The organism is Isosphaeraceae bacterium EP7 (assembly GCA_038400315.1).
Lineage (GTDB): Bacteria > Planctomycetota > Planctomycetia > Isosphaerales > Isosphaeraceae > EP7.
This window is the reverse complement of sequence record CP151667.1, coordinates 1,622,789-1,642,589: the sequence shown is the minus strand read 5'-3', so window position 1 is coordinate 1,642,589 and position 19,801 is coordinate 1,622,789. Positions and strand designations below refer to the sequence as shown.

17 protein-coding genes are annotated in these 19,801 nt (G+C 66.4%); 3 read left to right on the top strand and 14 right to left on the bottom strand.

Features of this window, described 5'->3' with window-relative positions:
- Positions 1 to 10 precede the first annotated feature (10 nt).
- The 5 genes from EP7_RS06395 to EP7_RS06375 form a co-directional block, all read right to left on the bottom strand.
- Entirely contained in the window at positions 11 to 1,321 is a 1,311-nt protein-coding gene (locus EP7_RS06395) for a beta-ketoacyl-[acyl-carrier-protein] synthase family protein (protein WP_463526912.1), read from the bottom strand.
- A gap of 67 nt (positions 1,322 to 1,388) precedes the next feature.
- Entirely contained in the window at positions 1,389 to 2,705 is a 1,317-nt protein-coding gene (locus EP7_RS06390; protein WP_463526911.1) for a beta-ketoacyl-[acyl-carrier-protein] synthase family protein, read from the bottom strand.
- 80 nt (positions 2,706 to 2,785) lie between these two features.
- Positions 2,786 to 3,358 carry a 3-hydroxyacyl-ACP dehydratase FabZ family protein gene (locus EP7_RS06385; RefSeq protein WP_463526910.1) on the bottom strand — a complete coding sequence of 191 codons (573 nt, stop codon included), beginning with the start codon at positions 3,356 to 3,358 and terminating at the stop codon, positions 2,786 to 2,788.
- Positions 3,359 to 3,538: 180 nt separating this feature from the next.
- Complete coding sequence (locus EP7_RS06380; protein ID WP_463526909.1) at positions 3,539 to 3,919, bottom strand: acyl carrier protein; 381 nt, start codon at positions 3,917 to 3,919, stop codon at positions 3,539 to 3,541.
- A 282-nt stretch (positions 3,920 to 4,201) separates the two neighbouring features.
- Complete coding sequence (locus EP7_RS06375; RefSeq protein ID WP_463526908.1) at positions 4,202 to 4,732, bottom strand: 3-hydroxyacyl-ACP dehydratase FabZ family protein; 531 nt, start codon at positions 4,730 to 4,732, stop codon at positions 4,202 to 4,204.
- Positions 4,733 to 5,129: 397 nt separating this feature from the next.
- Between EP7_RS06375 and EP7_RS06370 the strand changes: the two genes are divergently transcribed.
- The gene (locus EP7_RS06370) at positions 5,130 to 7,070 is read left to right on the top strand and encodes a hypothetical protein (protein ID WP_463526907.1); all 1,941 of its coding nucleotides are present in this window, start codon (positions 5,130 to 5,132) and stop codon (positions 7,068 to 7,070) included.
- A 21-nt stretch (positions 7,071 to 7,091) separates the two neighbouring features.
- Here EP7_RS06370 and EP7_RS06365 read toward each other — a convergent pair whose 3' ends face one another.
- A complete protein-coding gene (locus EP7_RS06365; RefSeq protein WP_463526906.1) occupies positions 7,092 to 8,258 on the bottom strand; it encodes a M28 family peptidase in 1,167 nt (388 codons plus the stop codon).
- Between the two features lie 149 nt (positions 8,259 to 8,407).
- On the opposite strand from EP7_RS06365, the gene EP7_RS06360 reads away from it, so the two are divergent.
- Positions 8,408 to 8,740 (top strand): hypothetical protein, encoded by a 333-nt coding sequence (locus EP7_RS06360; RefSeq protein ID WP_463526905.1) that lies wholly within the window; start codon positions 8,408 to 8,410, stop codon positions 8,738 to 8,740.
- A gap of 131 nt (positions 8,741 to 8,871) precedes the next feature.
- On the opposite strand, the gene EP7_RS06355 is transcribed toward EP7_RS06360, so the two are convergent.
- The 5 genes from EP7_RS06355 to EP7_RS06335 all read right to left on the bottom strand — a co-directional run bounded on the left by EP7_RS06355 (position 8,872) and on the right by EP7_RS06335 (position 13,903).
- Positions 8,872 to 10,041, bottom strand: a complete 1,170-nt coding sequence (locus EP7_RS06355; protein WP_463526904.1) for a M20 family metallopeptidase — start codon at positions 10,039 to 10,041, stop codon at positions 8,872 to 8,874.
- 85 nt (positions 10,042 to 10,126) lie between these two features.
- Positions 10,127 to 10,969 carry a PIG-L deacetylase family protein gene (locus EP7_RS06350; RefSeq protein WP_463526903.1) on the bottom strand — a complete coding sequence of 281 codons (843 nt, stop codon included), beginning with the start codon at positions 10,967 to 10,969 and terminating at the stop codon, positions 10,127 to 10,129.
- Between the two features lie 45 nt (positions 10,970 to 11,014).
- The gene (locus tag EP7_RS06345) at positions 11,015 to 11,881 is read right to left on the bottom strand and encodes a class I SAM-dependent methyltransferase (protein WP_463526902.1); all 867 of its coding nucleotides are present in this window, start codon (positions 11,879 to 11,881) and stop codon (positions 11,015 to 11,017) included.
- Between the two features lie 282 nt (positions 11,882 to 12,163).
- Positions 12,164 to 12,730 carry an elongation factor P gene (gene efp / locus EP7_RS06340; protein ID WP_463526901.1) on the bottom strand — a complete coding sequence of 189 codons (567 nt, stop codon included), beginning with the start codon at positions 12,728 to 12,730 and terminating at the stop codon, positions 12,164 to 12,166.
- Between the two features lie 126 nt (positions 12,731 to 12,856).
- Positions 12,857 to 13,903, bottom strand: a complete 1,047-nt coding sequence (locus EP7_RS06335) for a methyltransferase (RefSeq protein ID WP_463526900.1) — start codon at positions 13,901 to 13,903, stop codon at positions 12,857 to 12,859.
- Between the two features lie 201 nt (positions 13,904 to 14,104).
- Here EP7_RS06335 and epsC point away from each other — a divergent pair, with 201 nt between their 5' ends.
- On the top strand, positions 14,105 to 15,067 hold the full coding sequence (epsC, locus tag EP7_RS06330; RefSeq protein WP_463526899.1) for a serine O-acetyltransferase EpsC: 963 nt from the start codon (positions 14,105 to 14,107) through the stop codon (positions 15,065 to 15,067).
- Between the two features lie 3 nt (positions 15,068 to 15,070).
- Here epsC and EP7_RS06325 read toward each other — a convergent pair whose 3' ends face one another.
- From EP7_RS06325 to EP7_RS06315, 3 genes are all read right to left on the bottom strand, one after another.
- Entirely contained in the window at positions 15,071 to 15,865 is a 795-nt protein-coding gene (locus tag EP7_RS06325) for a class I SAM-dependent methyltransferase (protein ID WP_463526898.1), read from the bottom strand.
- Positions 15,862 to 17,337 (bottom strand): glycoside hydrolase family 13 protein, encoded by a 1,476-nt coding sequence (locus EP7_RS06320; RefSeq protein ID WP_463526897.1) that lies wholly within the window; start codon positions 17,335 to 17,337, stop codon positions 15,862 to 15,864. Before EP7_RS06320 ends, EP7_RS06325 begins: the two co-directional genes overlap by 4 nt.
- A 121-nt stretch (positions 17,338 to 17,458) precedes the next feature.
- Complete coding sequence (locus EP7_RS06315; protein WP_463526896.1) at positions 17,459 to 19,765, bottom strand: carboxylesterase family protein; 2,307 nt, start codon at positions 19,763 to 19,765, stop codon at positions 17,459 to 17,461.
- Positions 19,766 to 19,801: the final 36 nt, after the last annotated feature.

Here is a 19,801-nt window from a genome sequence, read left to right as displayed (position 1 = left end):
ACCTGGGACGTCAGCCAGTATATCGCTTGAGGATCAAGGAGATGTTCTGGCCGCCGAAGCCGAAGCTGTTGGACAGGGTGACCTGGACGTCCTTCTTGCGTGCCGTGTGGGGCACGTAATCGAGGTCGCAGTCGTCGCCCGGATGTTCCAGGTTGATCGTCGGCGGGACCACCCCGTCTCGAATCGCGAGCAAGCAGACGATCGCCTCGACGCTGCCAGCGGCCGCGATGAGGTGACCCATCATACTTTTCGTGCTCGAGATAGGCACATGGTATGCCGCGTCGCCGAACGTCCCCTTGATCGCGAGAGTCTCGATCGAGTCGTTGACCGACGTGCTGGTCCCGTGGGCGTTAATATAGTCGATATCGGTCGGCTGGAGGCCGGCATCGGCCAGGGCTTCTTTCATGCATGCGATGGCCCCCCGCCCCTCGTCGTGGGTGTCGGTCAGGCGGAATGCATCGGCCGTCGAGCCGTAACCGACGACTTCGCCGTGGATCGTGGCCCCGCGAGCCAGGGCGTGCTCCAGGCCTTCCAGCACGATCATCCCCGCCCCTTCGCCGAGGATGAACCCGTCCCGGTCCCGGTCGAACGGGCGGCTGGCACGGGTCGGCTCGTCATTGCGCGTGGAGAGGGCCGTCAACAGGTTGAAGCCGGTGACGCCGAACGGGTGGATCATGCTGTGGGTGCCGCCCGACAGCATGACGTCGGCCTCGCCCCGGCGGATGATCTCGACGGCCTCACCGATGGCCTGCGAGCTGGCGGCGCAGGCGGTCAGGCAGTTCGAGTTCGGCCCTTGGGCGCCGAAAAGGCTCGCGAGGTGTCCCGAGGGAGTCCCCGGCTCCTGCTCCGCCTCGTGCATCTTGTCCAGGAAGTGGACCCCCTCGCTGATGTACGAGGCGGTCTCGACCCGGCCGTTCTGCTTGTCGTCCGCGGCCAGGTGCTGCGTCGTCTGGTAGATCAGGGCGGCGAACCGGGGGAAGTCCTGCTGGCCTTCGCCCGATCCCAGATAGATGCCGAACCTGGTCCGGTCGAGGCCGTCGAAGGCTTCGAGCCGGGAGTCAGCGATGGCCATCGTGGCGGCGGCGATGGCGAGGATCGTGTTCCGATTGCAATGCTTCCAGCGGTCGACGTCGGCGACATACCTGGAGAGATCGAGATCCTTGACCTCGGCGGCGATCTTGGTGGAGAAGGACGAGGCGTCGAACAGCGAGATCGGCCCGACGCCGCTCTTCCCCTCCTGCAACGCCTTCCAGGAGGATTCCAGGTCATTTCCGACCGGCGTGACCATCCCCATCCCGGTGACCACGACTCGACGATGCATGCGAAGTTCCTTGCCCGAGGTCGATGCGACGGACGGTGGGAGAGTACGAGGCCGACCCGGGAGGGATTCAGCCCGACGACCGCTGACCCCGGATGACCAGGGCGGCCGCCTGACCGTTGCGTGTGAGATTCGTGTTCACGAAGATCGGATTGTCGGTCGGCCGCGATTGGCCAAGGACCAGGTCTAATCCGCACTCGGGATCCTGCTCGTCGCAATGCAGGACCGAGGGGATCCAACCCGAATTGACGCCGAGCAGGCTGCCGATGGCCTCGACGACCCCGCAGCCCGAGACGAGATTGCCCATGTAGCCCTTCAGCGCGGTCACGGGCACCGACTGGCCGTCGCCGAAGATACGGCGGATGGCGCGGGCCTCGGCCAGGTCTGAGATCCGGGTGGCCGAGCCGTGGGCGTTGACGTGGCCGATGTCGGAGGGTTTCAGGCCCGCGTCGCGGAGCGCGGCGAGGATGGCGACCTCGGTCCCCTTCCCCTCGGGGTCCTGTCCGCCGGCGGGATGGGCATCGCAGCCGGAACCGGCGCCCAGGATCTCGCCGTAGACCTTGGCCCCGCGGCGTGCCGCGTGCTCGGCCTCTTCAAGGATAAGGATGCCCGCCCCTTCGCCCGGGACGATGCCGGCCCGATCCTTGTCGAATGGGCGGCAGGCGGCCGCGGGATCACCGGCCCAGTTGCTCATCTGCTCGGCCAGACCGATCCGGACGAGGCTCATCGGGTGGATCTTGGTGTCGGCCCCGCCGGCGATCATCACGTCGGCCCGACCGCGCTGGATGATCCGGGTCGCCTCGCCGATGGCGAGGTTCGAGGCGGCCTCGTTCTCGGTGATCGAGTTGCTGGGCCCCTGGCAATCCATCAGGATCGAGATGTGGCACGCCAGCATGTTGGGCAGATACTTCAGCAGCCAGATCGGCGGGATGAGGGGGATCCCCTCACGGGCGTAGGCCTTGTAGTCGAGCGTCTTCCCATTGGGGAAGGCCTTCTGCATGGCCGGGGCCAGCTCGTCCAGGTCGGTGGCGATGAGCCCCGCACCGAGGTCGAGCCCGATCCGGGTCGGATCGACGCCGCCATCGATCAAGCCGGCGTCGGCCATGGCCAGCTCGGCCCCGGCGACGGCCAGCTGGATGTCACGCGCCATGTATTTCAGGCTCTTTTGCAGGGCCTTGGCGTGCTTGGGGACGGCGTGATCGCGGGCGCGAAAATTGGCGATTTCGCCGCCAGCGGAGCTGGGCAGGCCCGCGACGGGGAACGAGCGGATGGGACCGATCCCACCTCGACGTTCGGCAAGGCTGGCGCGATAGGCCTCGGCGCCGATGCCGACGGGGCTGATCACGGCCAAGCCGGTGATGAGGACTCGGCGGTCGTTGCGGGCCATGGTCTACGGGCGCTCTAAGTCAAGGGGAGACACGGAGGAGACTCGTGGGTCGATGGCGAGCAGACGGGCAGAGGTCACCCTCAGATGCCGTCGTTGGACGTCGAGGCGGGCACGGGGGTCACCCCGTCGGCCTGCCCGTCGGCGGGTACGGTCAGGGCCGCAGCGGCCGCCACTTCCTTGGCCGCCGCCTGGGCCTTGGCCAGGTTCAGGACAGTGAGCATCTGCTGGGTGAAGACGAAATTCTTGGACCCGAAGATCTGGTTGACCCGCGACTTATCGAGGTGGGCGAAGAAGATCTCGACGTCGGCCAGGAGCTCACCGTTCAGGAACGCCTTGGCTTCGACGAAGGCGCCCTGCTCACGCAGGTCCTTCAGCGTCACCTCGTAAATCAGCTGATCGCCGGCGCAGGCGACGCCGAAGAACTCGGCCCGAGGGATCTTCGCCAGGACCACCTTCTCGGTGAAGTTATTGGCTTCCCCGACCAGGATTCCGCCGGTCTGTGCCAACCCCTCGATAATCAAGGAGGCGGGCATCACCGGGAATCCCGGGAAATGATCGTGCAAATGCTCCTCGGCGAGCGTCAAATTCTTGACGGCTCGGGCGAATTCGCCGCTTCGGAACTCGAGGAACTTGTCGATCCAAATCCAGCGCATGGTCGGGTGTATCCGCGCAGACCGGACGGGCCGGCGGGTGCCGGCGTGAAGGAAACGCGTTCGAGGAGCGTCGGACAAGGAGGAGACGACCACGGCGTCAGGTCAATCGAATTGACGCCTGACGCCGTTGCGTCAGCCGGGTCATGTCGGATGCCTCGGGTCAGCTCGACCAGCAGGTGCTCAGACCTTGCTGGAGACGTACTGGACGAGCATCTCGACGGTGTACAGGTCGCCCATGCGGTCCACTTCGGGGTTCGAAGCGAACTCGGTCAGGTCGGCGTACGGCATCCGGGCCTTGACCTCGGCGAGGCCCTTGGCCGTCAGCTTGCCACCGGAAATCATCTCGGGGTCGGAGACGACATTCTCGGGGAAGAGCTCGCCGCGGGGGATCGTGATGCCGAAGTTCCGCTCGAGGCGGAAGACGATGTCGAGGAAGTCGATGCTCTCGGCACCGAGATCACCTTGAAGGGTTGCCCCCGGGGTGATGTCGTCCTCATCAACGCCCAGGGCGTCGACCAGGGTCGTCTGAACTTTCTGGTAAATCTCGTCGTGTGAAGGCATAGAATCCTCGAATTGCGGGAACGCCACAACCCTCTCCGCGGGGGTCAGCGCCCGATCGACGCCGAGGCAACCAAGTTACCTCACTACATCGGCCGGCGATCGAATGGACTTCAGTCCTGCCGTTCGATCGTAGAACGTCGCCTCGGGCTCGTCGAAGACATCGCGAGGAGGGTTGCCGGCCTCGGTCGAGGTCGGGCCTGAGGCTCGTGGGCGAGGAACATTGTGTCGATTATGACGATTCGTTGCAACTCCACCCTCACGCCTCACCCCTCCCCAAGGCGGTCAGGTGGTGGTCGTGGCCTGAGGCTGGACGACGATCCGGGTCATCGCCTTGGAGCCGACCGACCCCTTCAGCAAGTTGGAGTAGAGATCGCGAAGGTGGGCGACCAGGGCGGCGTCGGTCGCGTAAAGTCCGGGAGATTTCTCCCGGAGATTGTAGCGCGTGAGGGTGAATTTCCCCTGCACCACCGACTGCCCCTCGACCGTGCCCGTCCCCTTGAAGACGGCGTCGCGGCCTTCCTGCGAGAGCAGCTCGACCTTGATCGAGAGCTGCCGTCCGGGCTCGACGAAGCTTCCGTACTTGATCGTCTTCGCCGACTTCAGGACGACCACGCTATATTCGAAGTCTTCCATCTCACGCAGGAGCCAGGCGCCGGCCTGAGTCAATGCCTCGAGCATCAAGACGCCCGGCATCACCGGGAAACCGGGGAAGTGGTCGGCCAGATACTCTTCCGCGAGCGAAAGATTCTTCAAGGCCACCAACGACCGGCCCGACTCGATCTCGATGATGCGATCAATGAGCACGAAACGCATGGAAGGCCCCGCGTTGTGGACTGGCCGCCCCGGGGATCTCCGTTGATCCGACGGGCAAAGGATGCACCCGGCGGCTCCCGGGACGAATCTTACACCATAAGAAGCAGACGCCGAGACTACAAGCAGTCTCTCGGACGGCCCCGCACTGGGGCGAGCGGCCCGAGACGAGTCTTCGTTGCCTTCGAGGAAACTTTACTCCGTCTACGGCCAAGGTCAAACCGAAGGACCGAATTCGCCGATTTCGCCCAAATTTCCTGGACTACCCGTTTAGCCCTGTTTCCGAAATCTGTTGCTTGAAATGGCTCGACTCCGCGACCCGATCGACGCCCCGGACCACGGCGGATATGATCGAAGGCGACCCGCCCGGACATTCCCCGCCCCGCAAGGGAGACCGCCGATGAAGACCCATCTCGCCCGGGCGACGTGCCTGGCCGCGTTCGTCACGGCGTTCTCCGGCTGCCTCTATTCCCCGATCTTCTGGTCGCCCGACGGGCGTTGGCTAGCCTACACCTCCGCGGTGCGGCCCGCCGGGTCGAGGCTTCCCGCCGGCTGGATCTTCGAGTCCGATGCGCGACGCCCTGCGAGCGTCGAGAAGCCGACCGGATACCGGCTCTGGGCGACCCGGACCGACGGCTCGACGCCGGTCCTGATCGAGGAATCGACGGCCCCCATCTCGTCCCCCGGGTGGAGCCCCGACGGCTCGGCGATCGCCTACGTCAAGGTGGTCCCCGAGGCGGGTGGTCGCGGGCGTTACGAGCTGGTCGTCCGAGAGGGGCTCGACCGACGTCGCGAGCTGTTCAGCCAACCTCTGCCGCTCGACAATGAGCATCTCGCCGAATTACCCGGCCTGGCGGTTTCCTGGAGCCCCGATGGCCGATATCTGGCCGTCCCCACGCTCGAGCCCAGGGGCCTCGCGATCGTCCGGGCCGAGAACGGCCGGGTGGTCAAGGTGCTTGAGGATGCCTACCTGCCGAGCTGGTCGCCGGTCGGCGGCCGTCTGGCGTACGTCCGGGGGGGGGAGCCCCAGGCTCTCTATTGCCTCGACGCCTCACTGGGAGCCCCGAGACACCTGGCCGATGTCGGGGCCTCGATGCAGCCGGCCGCGTGGTCCCGCGACGGGCTCTCGGTCTTCGCCGTCGCGCGCCGGCCCAAGGCGCGAGGTGCACGGATCCCTTCGGAGCAGGCCGACCTGATCCGGGTCAGGGTCGACGAGACGCCGCCGGTCCCCCTCCCCATCCGGATCCTCGTCCCCGAGACCCTGACCCGAGGTAAGTCGCTCCAGGGGGTCTCGATGGCGCTCGATCGCGACGGCGACAACGCGTTCTTCGCCACCGCGATCGAAGGGCGCGACACGACGATCGTCTGGTGCCTGCCGCGTGCCAATCAGGTCTACCGCCAGTTCCATCCCGTTGATATCGCCTTGCCGATCGGCTCGTTGGCGGTCTCCCCGTCGGGCAAGGGTCTGGCGATGAGGCTCGGGCCGATCGAGAGCCAGTCGCCGCCGCTGGTCTTCGACCTCGAGACCAACAAGTCGACCCTGATCGCGGCCGACGACGATGCGCGGTTGGACTGGATCGCCACGCTCGCCTCGGCGGCACGCGGGATTGTCGCCAACCCGTCGGTCCCCCCCACCGACGAGGGGCGTCCGATCGCCAGACCGACCTGGCTGCCCGTCGTGGGCGAATTCCCCCTCACGTCTGAAGCCGGCCTGCGTCTCAAGAAGATCGGCAGGCTTGGCCGAGCCATGTGCGACAGGCCGGCCGACGCCCCCCCCGCCGAACCCTCGACCCTGCGTGCGCTCGCAGAGGCCCGCCTCTTCTTCGACTATCTCAAGGGCGATTACCTGGCCGCCGAGGCGTCTCTCTCCGCGATCGAGCCCGGCCTGGAGACTCCCCGACAACGTCAGCGTGCACTCGGGCTTCGGGCCCAGCTCTTCGCCGCCCGCGGCGAGTTCGACCGTGCCAGGGCGACCCTCAACTATCTCAAGGCGACCGAGCCCGCCGCCCCTCAACGCATCGAGATGGTTGGCGACCACCCCGTCGTGATCATCGAGGCGGCCGTCGGGCAGGGTTGGCCCGCGTATCTCCTGTCCATGGTCGACGCCCAGGAGCGGCAGGTCGCGGCCAATCCGGCGGGAGGCCCGTCCGACCCGCTCGACTTCGGCAACCCGGACGCCCCGATGCCGGGCCTCGGCCTTGATCCTGTCGATGACGCCCCGGCGCCGCGGCCGGGCGACCCGCAGGCGATTCCTCAGCTCGAACCGATGCCCTTGATCGAGCCGGATGTCCCGCAGATCCGCGAGATTCCCCCCGCCCTGCCTCGGATCCGGCCCGACTGACGGGGGCGACCCGTCCGCATGCTAGAGGACCGAGAACATCACCAGCCGGACGACTTGCACCATCCTGGCACGTTCCTCGGGGGTGAGGGTCCCCCGGCCGATGGCGTCTTCGAGCGTGCGCAACGTCGCCTTCATCAGGTACTTCTGGGCCGCGCCGACGCTCAGCTTCGTTTCATGCTTCAGGAGCGTCGTGAGGATATCGCGCACGGTGACCGCCTCGTCCAGCGTGTTGGACGGGGTTGCGACCCAGCCCGAGATCGAATCGGCGAGCGAGGCCTTGCGGACGACGTCGTGCATCACCCGGCTGACCTCGGCCAGCTTGGGATAATTCAGGGTCTCGGCCAGGTCGGTCGGCTTGTGATAGTCGGGGCTCTCGCCGCAGGAGAAGAAGAGGAACGGCACCTTGCGGCTCCGGAACGGGCCGTAATCGCTACGGTCGAGGACCAGGACGTCGGCCCCGAGCTGCCCAACCCGCAGGTCGCGGCCCACGGACGCTTCCTCGATCCAGGGGCGAACGCCGGGTGAGTTCTCGGCGCCGATGACGAAGAGGTCACGCTCGCAGACCCCTCCGAGCGACCTGCCGATGAGGTCGGCGGTGATGAACAGCCTGATCTGTTCCAGCGGCATGGGCGGGTGCGCCGCGAAATAGCGGGATCCGAATAGGCCAAACTCCTCCAGGTCGAACGCCATGAAGATGACGCTCCGGCGCGGCTTCACGTCGGCCTCGACGAACGACCTGGACGTCTCCAGCAACATCGCCACGGCCGATGCGTTGTCGTCGGCACCCGGATAGAGGACGCCGTCGCGTACCCCCAGATGGTCGTAATGCGCCGCGAGCATGACGTACTCATCACGAAGGGCCGGGTCTGAGCCGCGCATGACCACGCCGACATTGCGGCCGATGATACGTGCGGGGTCGTTATCGGGGACGTCTTGCGTGAACGAGTCGCCGAAGAGCGGTTCGAGGCCCAGCTTCTTGAAGGCGTCGAGCACGTAAGCCTCGGCCTTGCGGGCCCCTGCCCCACGTCGACCTTCGAAGGCGGGCGAGGCGAGGACCTCGACGTGATTCCTCAGTCGGTCGAGTTCCGGACGAGGAGCCTCGGCGCGAGACGTCTCGCCGATCATCGCCGCGACCGCGACCACCGCCAGCAGTTGGATCATCCCGTCGAGCGGTCGGAATCGTCCCATCGTCAGAACTCCCGGAGGTGTCGTCATCCGTGGACCTGGCGCAACCCGTCGCCCGCCCCGAAAAAAGTTCGGCCCGTTCCCGCCCGCGATCCGTCCGCGTGTCATGCTTCCCAACGTCTGCGAATCGACTCTCTACACGGAGGTGGATCGTGTCGCTCACTTCGCTCCGCAAGATTGCATTGCTGGCCATCGCGATCCTCAGCGTCTCCGCCTCGGCGCAGGCCCAGGATTGGGGCGACTATCTGCACTGGCCCTACACGCCCCCGCAGGTCCCCGGCAATGGCCACGAATACCGCTCGCTGCACGACGGCTGGTACGTCTACCCGCGTGAGCAGCGGATCGTCCCCCAGATCCAGGGTCCGATGTACCGTAATTATTACGGCGGCAAGCGGCACCTCGGGGTCCGTCATCCCAACGGCTGGCATGGCCTGAACAAGATGAAGTACTACGAGGGGAATCACTTCACCCTCGACGTCTTCTGAACCCGCCATCGCGGCCAAGGCCGCGATGACGTTCTCCGGGCGACCAACCTCTCCGAGGCGTCCCTCCCTGTCCCGGCAGACGATCGGCCCCGGCGGTTCCCGACCGCCGGGGCTGCCTTATTTCGAAGGCCTCAGCGACCGGCCCGGCCCACCTCGATTGCCATCGCGTGATAGATTTCTGCTGCGGCCCTCACCTGGTCGAGATCCACCCACTCATCCTTCGTGTGAGCCTGGGCAATATCCCCGGGGCCGAAGACGACGCACGGGAGCCCCGTCGCGCCGATCGGGCCCGCGTCGGTCCCGAACGGCACCCCGTGCACGCTGGGCGCGACGCCACGGATCGACTGGATGGCGGCCTTCAATGGGTTGAGCCAGGGGCCAAGTCGCTCGGCGTCGGGGCAGAGCGCGGGCATGTTCACCCAGGGCGGCAGAAATTCCACGAGATCGGGCCTGGCGATGTGGGCTTTCACGTAGCTCTCGGCCCTTCCAATCGCGTCGGGGCCGGTCTCGCCGGGGATCAGGCGCCGGTCAATGTCGATCTCGCACCAGTCTGGTACGACGTTGACGCTCAGCCCCCCATCGATCCGCCCCACCGACAGGCTCGGCGGCCCGAGAACCTTGTCGGGCTCCGACCGTGCCAGCTCGCCGGCATATTCCGCGAGCGCGTCGAGCACTCCGGCCATCCGGTAGATCGCGTTGTCGCCCAGGTGCGGAGTCGAGCTGTGGCAGGCCACGCCGGCGGTCCTGATCTTCCACCGAACGGCCCCTTTGTGGCGATCGACGAGGTCGAGCAGGGTTGGCTCGGCGATCACCGCGAGATCGGCCCCACGCGTATTCAGGGCCAGCGCCGACGACCCGATGTGGGTGAATTCCTCATCCACCGTGCAGGCCATGATGACCGTGGCAGCCCCCTCGGGGCGTTCGCGCACCAGCCTGGAGAACGCGGCGAGCATGGCCGCCAGGCCCCCTTTGATGTCGACGGAGCCCCGGCCGTACAGCCGGCCGTCGCGGATCGAGGGCTCGAACGGAGGGATCGTCATGCCGTCGACGGGCACCGTGTCCTGGTGGGCGTCGAAGAGCAGCGTCGACCTTGAACCGGGCGGCTCGAACCGGGCGATGATGTTGTCGCGGCCCGGGGCGACCGGCTCGCGTGTGTAGGAGACGCCGAGGTCGCGGAAGTACGAGTCGAGGTAGTCTCCGATCCTCGTCTCCAGGAAGTCCGGCCCCTTCAGGGATCTCCCCATCGGGTTGACGCTGGGGATCGAGACGAGATCCGAGAGCAGACGCGTGACGGCATCCAAGGTGCTGACTCCAACGGCGTAACGACGGCCATCAACCGCATCGAACTCGATGATAGCCCCGGCCCCGGCGCGGGTCTAGCGCCCGTTACCGGGTCACTTCGTCGCCCGTGGGTAGCATCGGGAACAGCCTTGCAATCGCCGGCTCGTCCAGCGGGGCCCCGTACTCGCACCCCTCGAACGCCTCCACCAGCGTGGCCGAGGCCCCTCGATCGGGACCGTAGGTTGCGACCAGTTTTGATCTGATCCGCCCTGCAAGCTCGAGCGAACCCGTCCTCATCCATTCTTCGAGGCCCGAGCGACGTGCCGCCGCATCGGCCGGGACGCTGTCCTCGATTCGCATGTTGTAGGGCAGCCACTCGTAGAATTGCGAGACGTGGGCGTCGAGCATCGAGATCTTACGATCCCAGGCCGCGCCAATGTCGAGGGCGACCGTCGGGTGGAACGGATAGGGGCGGCTGAATGTGTCCGAAAGATAGGCGATCACCGGGTCGCGGCGCAGGTGCGGCACGTCGGGGCAGATCGGCGGCACTGTCAGCAGGTAGGCAGCGTCCTGCACCATCAGGCTCGTCTGGCGGTGGTCGGGGTGATAATCGTTGGGTCGATGGGTCAGCAGCAGGTCGGGCTTGAACCGGCGGATGGACCGGATCAGGGCCTCGCGCCGGGGCAGATCGGCGACGAGACGACCGTCGGGATTGTCCCAGACCTCGTAGGTCAGTCCCGCCCGACGCCCCGCCTCGGCCGCCTCGGCCCGCCGCCGCTCGACGAGCTCGGGGCCGCTGATCCGATGATGGCCCGACTCGCCGTTGGTCACCGAGATGAACAGGACCTCATGCCCTCGCTCCAGATAGAGCGCCGCGAGGCCCCCCGCCTTGTAATCGGCGTCGTCGGGATGCGCCCCGACGACCATCAGACGCAGCGGGTCGGCCATCGAGGGGTCTCGCTTCGCGGGGCAAGAGGGTGTTCGGCGGACGATTCAGATCTGCCGCTTGCGCGCCAGGACGAAGATCGTATGGGTGTCACGCCCAGGCACCAGCGACAGAAGCTTCAGGAGCGGGAAGAAGAGGACCGTCAGCGGGTCGATCCACGAGCGGAAGACGGAGTGCTGGAGCCGGGTCACCAGCGTCGAGCCGTTCGTCCCGAACCGCAGGCGGTCGATCGGCTCGAAGCCGCTCTCCTCCAGCACCGTTTCGAGCTGCTCGAACGTGAACCCGTTGCGGACGTGCCAGCCGTCCTCGGTCCGCGAGACCCGGCCGCGCGACGCGTTGCCCTGCCAGTCGCGGTCGGGGGTCGTGAGGTAGACGAAGCCGTCGTCGTCGAGCAGGGTATGCACCTGCCGGAGGGCCGCACGGGCATCCATGATGTGCTCGATGACGTCGAACATCATCACCTGGTCGAACTTCTCGTGGTTCGACGGGTCATCGGCGAACAGGTCCAGGCGGCCGACCTGGAATTGCATGCGGGCTTCGGGAACTTGCAGGTAGTCCCGCATCTCCTCGCACTTCCGCCGCTCCCAGTCGTAGATCGTGATCCCGGTGCAGGTTGCACCTCGCTTGAAGGCTTCATACGCAAAGTAGGCGTTGCCGCAGCCGCAATCGAGGGTTCGGACGGGCTGGTCGTCGGAGCCGACGAGGAGGTGGTGGATCACCTTCGACTTGTCGCGGCTCACCCAATTCGTCCCCGGCCACATGGCCAGCTTCAGGGCCAGGCGGGCGCGGGTCAGCAGGCCCATCGGGGCGGCGGCTTGCGGCGTCGAGGGAGTCTGAGCGGAGAGGGACTGATCGAGGCTGGAGAGACGATCGTCGGGCGAGACGACCAGGGTCGATTCGGGTTGGCTCTGCACAGCAGCACCTCCTTATGCTCAGTTTGCCGAGTGTCGTCGATTCAGTGGATGTGGAGCATCGACCTGCCGGCAGGATCCTTCGACCGGTTGGGGCACGATCTTACTCAGGCCGCCGCCAGCTTGCCACCGATCACCGGCCCGATCCCGCGACGTCGCGGCCTTCCCCCGGCCCTAGCCTGCCAGGCCATCGAAGGCGGGCCATCCGTGCTGCCCCGCCCTCGTTGAACCTGCTTCTCTCAACTCGCCAGCCCGGGCAGTCCCGGGCCCTCAAATGGCTTGACCTTACTTGGTCACGCGCTCGACGTACTCACCCGTGCGGGTGTCGATCTTGATCTTCGTGCCGGGGGTGATGAACGGCGGGACCTGCACCTTGAGGCCGGTCTCCAGCGTCGCTTCCTTGTACTGGTTGGTCGCCGTCGCACCCTGCATCGAGGGGGGGGTGTCGGTGACCACAAGATCAATAGAGGCAGGCACTTCGATGGAAACTGCCTTGTCGGCGACGTACTTGACCATCACCTTGTTGTTGGGCAGCAAGTACTGCATCGCCGTGCCCAGGATCTCGGGCGAGAAGGAGATCTGGTCGAAGGTCTCGCTGTCCATGAAGACGTGCTCGTCGCCGGCGGAGTATAGATATTCGTACTCCTTCGTCTCGACGTAGGGGACCTCGATCTGGTCGACCGAGCGCAACCGCTTGTCGATCAGGGTGCCCGTCTTCATGTTCCTCAGCTTGGTCTGGACCATCGCGCGGAGGTTGCCCGGGGTGTGGTGGGCGAAGTCGACCACCACGTAATCGGTCCCCTCCATCGTGATCACCATTCCCCGACGGATGTCATTTGCCTTGATCATCATGGCGGTCAAAACTCTCAAAGGGCTGCCCGGCCCGCCGGACCGGCGTCGGCCTTCAACTTATGCTCTGGTCGTGCCTAGGCTACCGAAGCCGCGCCCGGCTTGACCAGTCGAATCGAACGGCAACCCTCAGGCCGCACCCGACTTCGTCGCGGGCAAGACCCCGCAGTGGACCCGCGTCGCGACACTCTGGGCCGGCTCAAGACCCGCGTCCGTGAGCCAGCCGGCGTATTCCGCGCGGCTATAGGCCCGGCCTTCGGTGGTGGTAAACAAGGCCGCCGAGTAAAGCGCGATCGGCAACGGGCCGCCCTGGTCGTCGTCCAGAAACACGTCGTGGATCAAGAGTCGGCCCCCCGGACCCAGGGCCTCGGCGCATTTGTTCACGAGCATGCGGCACTCGGGAACGTCCCAGTCGTGCAGCACGTTGGAAAGGAGGATCGCGTCGGCCCCGGCCGGGACCGGGTCGCTGAACATGTCGCCCGCGACCAGGTCGAGCCGGTCGGCCACGCCATGCTCGGCGGCCAGCTCGGCGGCAACCTTCAGGACCTCGGGCCGGTCCCAGAGGATCACACGCAGGTCCGGATGCCGCAGGAGCCAGGCGATTCCATAAAGTCCAGAACCGCCGGCGACATCGAGCAAGGTGCTCACCCCGTCGAGCGGATAGACGTCCGCCAGCACGGGCGCCACGTTGCGGGCCCGTCCCGCGAGGGCCAGCGTGAGCGTACGCGCCTCGACCTCGAGTTCCATGGCCGAGGCCAGGCCCTCGCGGAAGATGAACGCCGCGCCAGGCTCCCCTTCCTCGGCGTTTGCCGGCCGGTTCGTCCGCAGCCGCTCGACCATCTCGACCACACCGGGCGACTTCGCCGCCAGGCCCAGATAACCGCCGATGTCGTGCCCGACCGCGGGGACCAGGAACGTCGAGCCCAGCTCCGTTGCCTTAAGCTGGCCAGCTTTGTTGACCGCAATCAGGCCCATGGCCCGGAGCGCCGTGACCAGAACATTGGCAGGACGGGACGCCAGTCCGAGTTCCTCGCAGAACGCTTCGAAGCCGATCGGGCCATCCGCCAGCGTTCCGAACACGTCGAAGTGGGCCACCGCCGAGGTCAGCAGTTCGGTGGCATAGTTCCCCCGGAAGAGGTCGAAGAGGGGCGTCGGATCGAGCTTCGCTGGCTGCATCGTCGGGGCCTTTCGCGCGGCGTCTCGCGGGTGAATGGAGCAATCGTAACCTCCAGGCAGGGCTCGGCAACCAGGAGCGGCGGGATGTCGAGGTCGAGTGTCGGGGGCTCGGATTGACCGGACGCCGGCGTGGGTCCTACAATCGCTCGACGCATGTACGCCAGGCGGGCCGTCGCGACGACGGCGGGGGATGGTCCATCCATGTCGACCGAAACGCGACTGAAAGAGACACTGCCCGCCCTCACCGAGCGGATCCTGGAGACGTACGAGGAGTGCGGCCGGATCCACCACCTCGGCCATACGCCGCTGCCCAGCTATCGGGAAGTCGTCGAGATCCTGGCCGACCTCCGCGAGATCATCTTCCCGGGCTACGGCCGGCGCCAGAACCTGCACATGGGCAACGTCGGCTATCACGTCGGCGACCTGATCGACTCGCTCCACGACCGCTTGACGCAGCAGATCACCCGGTCCATGAGGCACAGCTGCGATTCGCAGGACCTGGAGACCGACTTCGAGGCCGAGGCCCAGCTCAAAGCGATCCGGTTCCTCGAGACGATCCCCGAACTGCGCAACATCCTGTCCGACGATGCACAAGCCGCCTACGACGGCGATCCCGCGGCCAAGGGTCTCGACGAGATCATCTTCTGCTACCCGGGGCTCGCGGCCATTGCCGTCTTCCGGATCGCGCACGAGCTGTACAAGCTGGAAGTCCCCCTCATCCCCCGGATGATGACCGAATACGCGCACGCCAAGACCGGCATCGACCTTCACCCCGGCGCCACGATCGGCCGCAGATTCTTCATCGACCACGGGACGGGCCTGGTCATCGGCGAGACCACGCAGATCGGCGACGGGGTCAAGCTCTACCAGGGGGTGACCCTCGGGGCCCTCTCGTTCCCGCGCGACGAGAAGACCGGGGAGATCCTCCGCAATATCAAGCGGCACCCGACCATCGAGGACGAGGTGGTCATCTACGCCAATGCCACCATCCTCGGCGGCAAGACCGTGGTCGGCCACCACTCGGTCATCGGCTCCTCGGCCTGGATCACGCGGACCGTCGAGCCCTACACCACCGTCACCATCGAAGACCCACGCCTAAGGTTCCGGGGGACCGCCACCAAAGGGCCGGACGACATCCAGTCGGTGCTCGACTACCAGATCTGACGGTCAGGCCCCCGGCTTGCGAGCCACGACGAGCCACCCACCGGCGCGGATTGAGGGAAAGAAGCCTGGCCGCTTGATCGGCTCGGCCGTGATCTCGTTGATCGGCAGGGCCTCCTCGATGACCAGCCCGGCCCGACCGATCGCCGATGAAAGCTCGCCCCAGGTGAAGAGGTGGACCGTCATCCCGGCGATCCCCCGATAGGTCATCGTCCGGTCGCCCCGGCCGGCCTTCCGGGCCAGCGATCGGAACCCTCGGCCGATCAACCAGGCTCGCCCCTGCGGGTCGTGTAGGTTCAGCCAGAGGTTGTGCGCATGCAGGAAGAGCCGACCTCCAGGGCGGAGGACGCGCGCGGCTTCCTCCAAGACGCGATCCCGCGCCTGCTCGTTTCGGACCATCCCCAGGGTGCTGAACATCAGCAGGGCGGAGTCGAACTCGTCCGCACCGAACGGCAGGTGGCAGAGATTCGCCTCGACCCTGGGGACGTCCAGGCCCTCACTCGCCCCTTTTGCACCGACCTGACGCAGCATCGGCCGGCTCAGGTCGACCGCGACGGCATCGAAGCCACGGCGGGCGAACTCCAGCGTGAGGCGGCCCGCGCCACATCCCAGGTCGACGAGCCGACCAGGCTCGGTCAGTCGGTCGAGCAGGAACTGGCGGTCGACACGGAACAAGGGGTGGCCGTCGAAGTAGGAGTCTTCTTCCGCCGCGAGCCGCACCGATCGCGCATAAGTCCAGAGTGAGGCATCCACCCCCTCGGGCATGCGCCACGAGGGGGGGATCTCGTCGATTCCGCTCATCGATGGGCACCCGCCGGCGTGGCGAAGACCCTGGCCGATCGCGGCGGGATTTTGATCCCACGCAGCATCCCCGCCTCGGCCCGCACCGACTCATCGGCCCAGACCTCGTCGAGCACCGCGCCGTCGGCGATCTTGCCGGAAACGTTGACATCGGCCACTCGGGTCGACCTGGACACGTTGAAGGCCACGACCACCTTCTCGTCGCCCAGCGCCCGGAGGTGGACGAAGACGTCATCGGCCGCGTGCAGAATCTCGAAGCTGCCGCGACGGAGGGCCGGCCTGGCATGCCGGAGCGCGATCATCTTCTGGAAGTCGGCCAGCAACGCGGTGTCCCAGTCGTCTCGATGGCCCCAGGGGAAGGCGCCTCGGTTGGCCGGGTCGTGGCCGCCGGAGAGGCCGACCTCGTCGCCGTAATAGATCGAGGGGGCGCCTGTGTAGGTCATCTGGAAGAGGGTCGCGAGCCTCAGGGCCGACTGGTCGCCGCCCGCCAGGGTGACGAACCGGGCCATGTCGTGGCTGTCGAGCAGGTTGAGCTGGACGGCCGTGACCTCGGGCCGATACAGGGCGATCAGGTCGCGGAGATTCTGCGCGAACTGGGGAGCATCGGCCACCTCAATGGCCTTGAAGCTCGTCTGCTTGACCTCGGCGACGTCCATCTCGCGGCCGATGAAGAAGCCGATGCAGGCGCGGGTGAACACGTAGTTCATCACCGCGTCCCACATGTCTCCCTGCAGCCAGTGCCGGGCCTCGCGCCAGATCTCGCCGACGATGTAGGCGTCGGGGTTCGCCCCCTTGACCCGCTCGCGAAAGGCCCGCCAGAAGTCGTCGTCCTCGATTTCCCCCGGCACGTCGAGCCGCCAGCCGTCGATGCCGAAGTCGATCCAGTTGCGGGCGACGCCGAGGATGAACTCCCGCACCGCCGGCGTCTTGATGTTGAACTTGGGCAGGGCCGGCAGCCCCCACCAGGCGTGGTAGCCCAGCGGCTTCTTCGATTCATACGCGTTGAGCGGGTAGCCGGTCACGGTGAACCAGTCGAGATAGGCCGAGTTCTGCCCATTCTCGAGGATGTCGTGGAACTGGAAGAAGCCGCGGCTGGCATGGTTGAACACGCCGTCGAGGACGATTTTCATCCCCCGCCCGTGCACCTCGTCCACGAGCCTTCGCAGCGCCTGGTTCCCCCCAAGCATGGGGTCGACCTTCTCGTAGTCGTGCGTGTGATAGCGGTGGTTTGACGCAGACTGGAAGACCGGGGTGAAATAGACCGCGTTGACGCCGAGATCCTGGAGGTAATCGAGCTTCTCGACGACCCCGATAAGATCGCCGCCCTGGTATGAGTAGTAGGTCGGGGCGGAACCCCATGCATCGAGCCCGCTCGGCTTAGGTACGCTCAGACTCGACGCGAATCGGTCGGGGAAGATCTGGTAGAACACCGCGTCGCGGACCCATTCCGGCGTGCGAAAGTCATCGGTCACGAGTCAATCCCTCGGAATCTCTTGCAGCACGGACGGCCCGGCCCCTGCATCCGTCACTTGAGGATGCGGGCGGCCGGCCGGGCCAGATCGCATTAATCATGCCCATCCGCCAACGTGGCGACTATCCCACCGGGATTTTCAGGGCGTACATCTGCTGCCGATCGCCGCGGATCCGCAGGTCGTCCAGCATCGGCCCGAACGAGACGGGGGGAACGGCCCGGTAGACGGGCTTGGGGCTGTCATTGACCCGCAGCTCGACCCGCTTCGAGAAGTCGACCTCGGCCGGCCCCAGCCAGATATAGAGCCTGCGGACGCCGGCGGTCTTGAGGTTCACCAGGTTGGTGCTCGCGCCGATCTTCAGCTCCACACGCGCCGGATTGAGGTTCTTGCCCACGGGGTCGACCGCATCGGGCTCGGTGGTCCGGCCGTTGTGATGGGAGTCGATGACCACGCCGAAGAACCGATTGTCGCTCCCCCGCGCCGAATCGAACTTGAATGCCTTGGGATAGGGGTCTCGCCGCCGCCGGTCCATCCAATCGAAGGCCGGGACGGCCTCCTCCGGGAACTCCTCGAGCCCTCTCCGCTGATACTCGACGTAAGTCACGTCCCAGCCTTTGGAGATCAGCGGCTTGAGCAGCGTACCGAAGATGACTTCGTTCGCCGCAGGAGCAAACTCGCCGTAAGCTGCGTAAAGCGGGAGGTTCTGTGCGTTCTGCGTGTAGCGCGGGACGTACTTCGCGGGGAGGCCCGAGACCACGACGACTCCGGCGAACAGGTCGGGGTGAGCCAGGCCGAAGTCGAACGCCATGTTCCCTCCCAGCAACTGGCCGCCCAGGTAGATGCGATCGGAGTCCACCGAGTACCGCCGCCGCGCATCGCGCAAGGCCAGCTCGACCGCCGCATGTTCCGTGGCGGAATAGCGATAGTCGGGCGACTGGTCGGGCAGGTTGTATTCCGGCGCCAGCACGATGTAACCGCGACGCGTCGCCTCGGCCTGCCACCAGTCGATCGCCGACGCCGGGCCCCGGCCCGAGTGCAGCGCGACCACGAGCGGATAGCTCCGCAGCGGGTGATATTCCGGCGGAAGCATCAGGGTGTATTCCGTCGGCGACTCGCTCGCGTCGTCGCGCACCCGATGCGTCCGGATGGCCTTCGGGGATTCCTTCGAGTCCATTAACGGGGGCGGCAGCACCCTGGCGATGCGGCCGACCGTGGTGAAATCCATCGGCAGCGTCGCCCCGTCGGGCCCCGGCCTGCTTAGCGCCTGCAGCTCGGCGGCCATGGCCGGGCGGTCATCCTCGGGGCGGGAGGCCAGATAGCGTCGGACGATGTCGCGGGCTTTCCAGAGCGTCGAAGCGTCGTCCAGATTGGACACCGCCCCCTCGGCCCCGAGCACGTAGCCGGAGACGGCCAGCGCCAGCTTTCCCCGGGCATCGAGGCTGGAGTCGGCCTTGAGCAGGGGCTCGAACCTCGGGCGGATCGCATCGGGTGCCTCGTCGAAGAACCGGAGGACCTCGATCATGCGATTCTTCCAGTCCGCCTTGTCCTGGACCTCGATCAGCTCATCGGGGAGTGTCCTGATCTGCTCGGCCAGGGCCCGATCCGCGGCGGCCTGATCTTCGTCCTGCTTCAGGAGGTCGCGCACCTCCTGGAGCAGTTCCTCGGAGACCCCTTCGCCGGTCGGGAAGCCTTTCAGCAGCTCGGCCACCTTCTTCGGCTGCCCCGCCGAGCGCCTCACGTCGATCTCGGCCCGCACCCGGCGGGCTTCGAGGTCGCGGATGTTCCTCAAGGCCACGCCGATATTCTCCTTCTCCTCGGGGAAATCGGCCTCGATCGAGGCCAGCTCGGCCATCGCCTCGGGGTACCACTCCGCCTGGATCAGGAACCGGCCCTTGGCCAGTCGTTCGCTCTTATTTTCCTTTTGGATAATATTGCCAAGCAGGCCCATCACCACGTCGCGCGGGAGGGTCGACGTGGGGATCTGCCCGGTCCAGAACTCATCGACGCCGCGCAGCTTCGAGATCCGGGGGCCCAGGTCGATGATCGCCTGGGTCATGGCCACGGGCTTCGAAGACTTGGGGCCGACATACTGGTAGCTGCGCCTCGCACGGTCGCTCCAGGGGCCGGCCTTAATGCCGATGGCGTACCTGGGCATGCTGCCGGCGTGCTTCTCCAGCGGCTGGATGAACCGGAACGACTCGGCGTTGGCGTAGGTCGCCTCGGGATCGGTCTTGGCGATCTTGGTGTCGCGGACGATCACCCGTTTCAGGCCGTCAAACACCGAGACAACCGTGTTATCCTTGTCGACCGCCCCTTTCAGGACGGTCCCGTTCTTCAGCGTGACGATGTCCGCCCTGGCCGCGACGACCAGGCCGGTCAGCGTCAGGCCGAACGCCGCCCTCTCCAGCAACTTGCGCATCCGTCGCATCGAGAAGGGCCTCCCGCGCCCGCGTGTCTTCGGCCC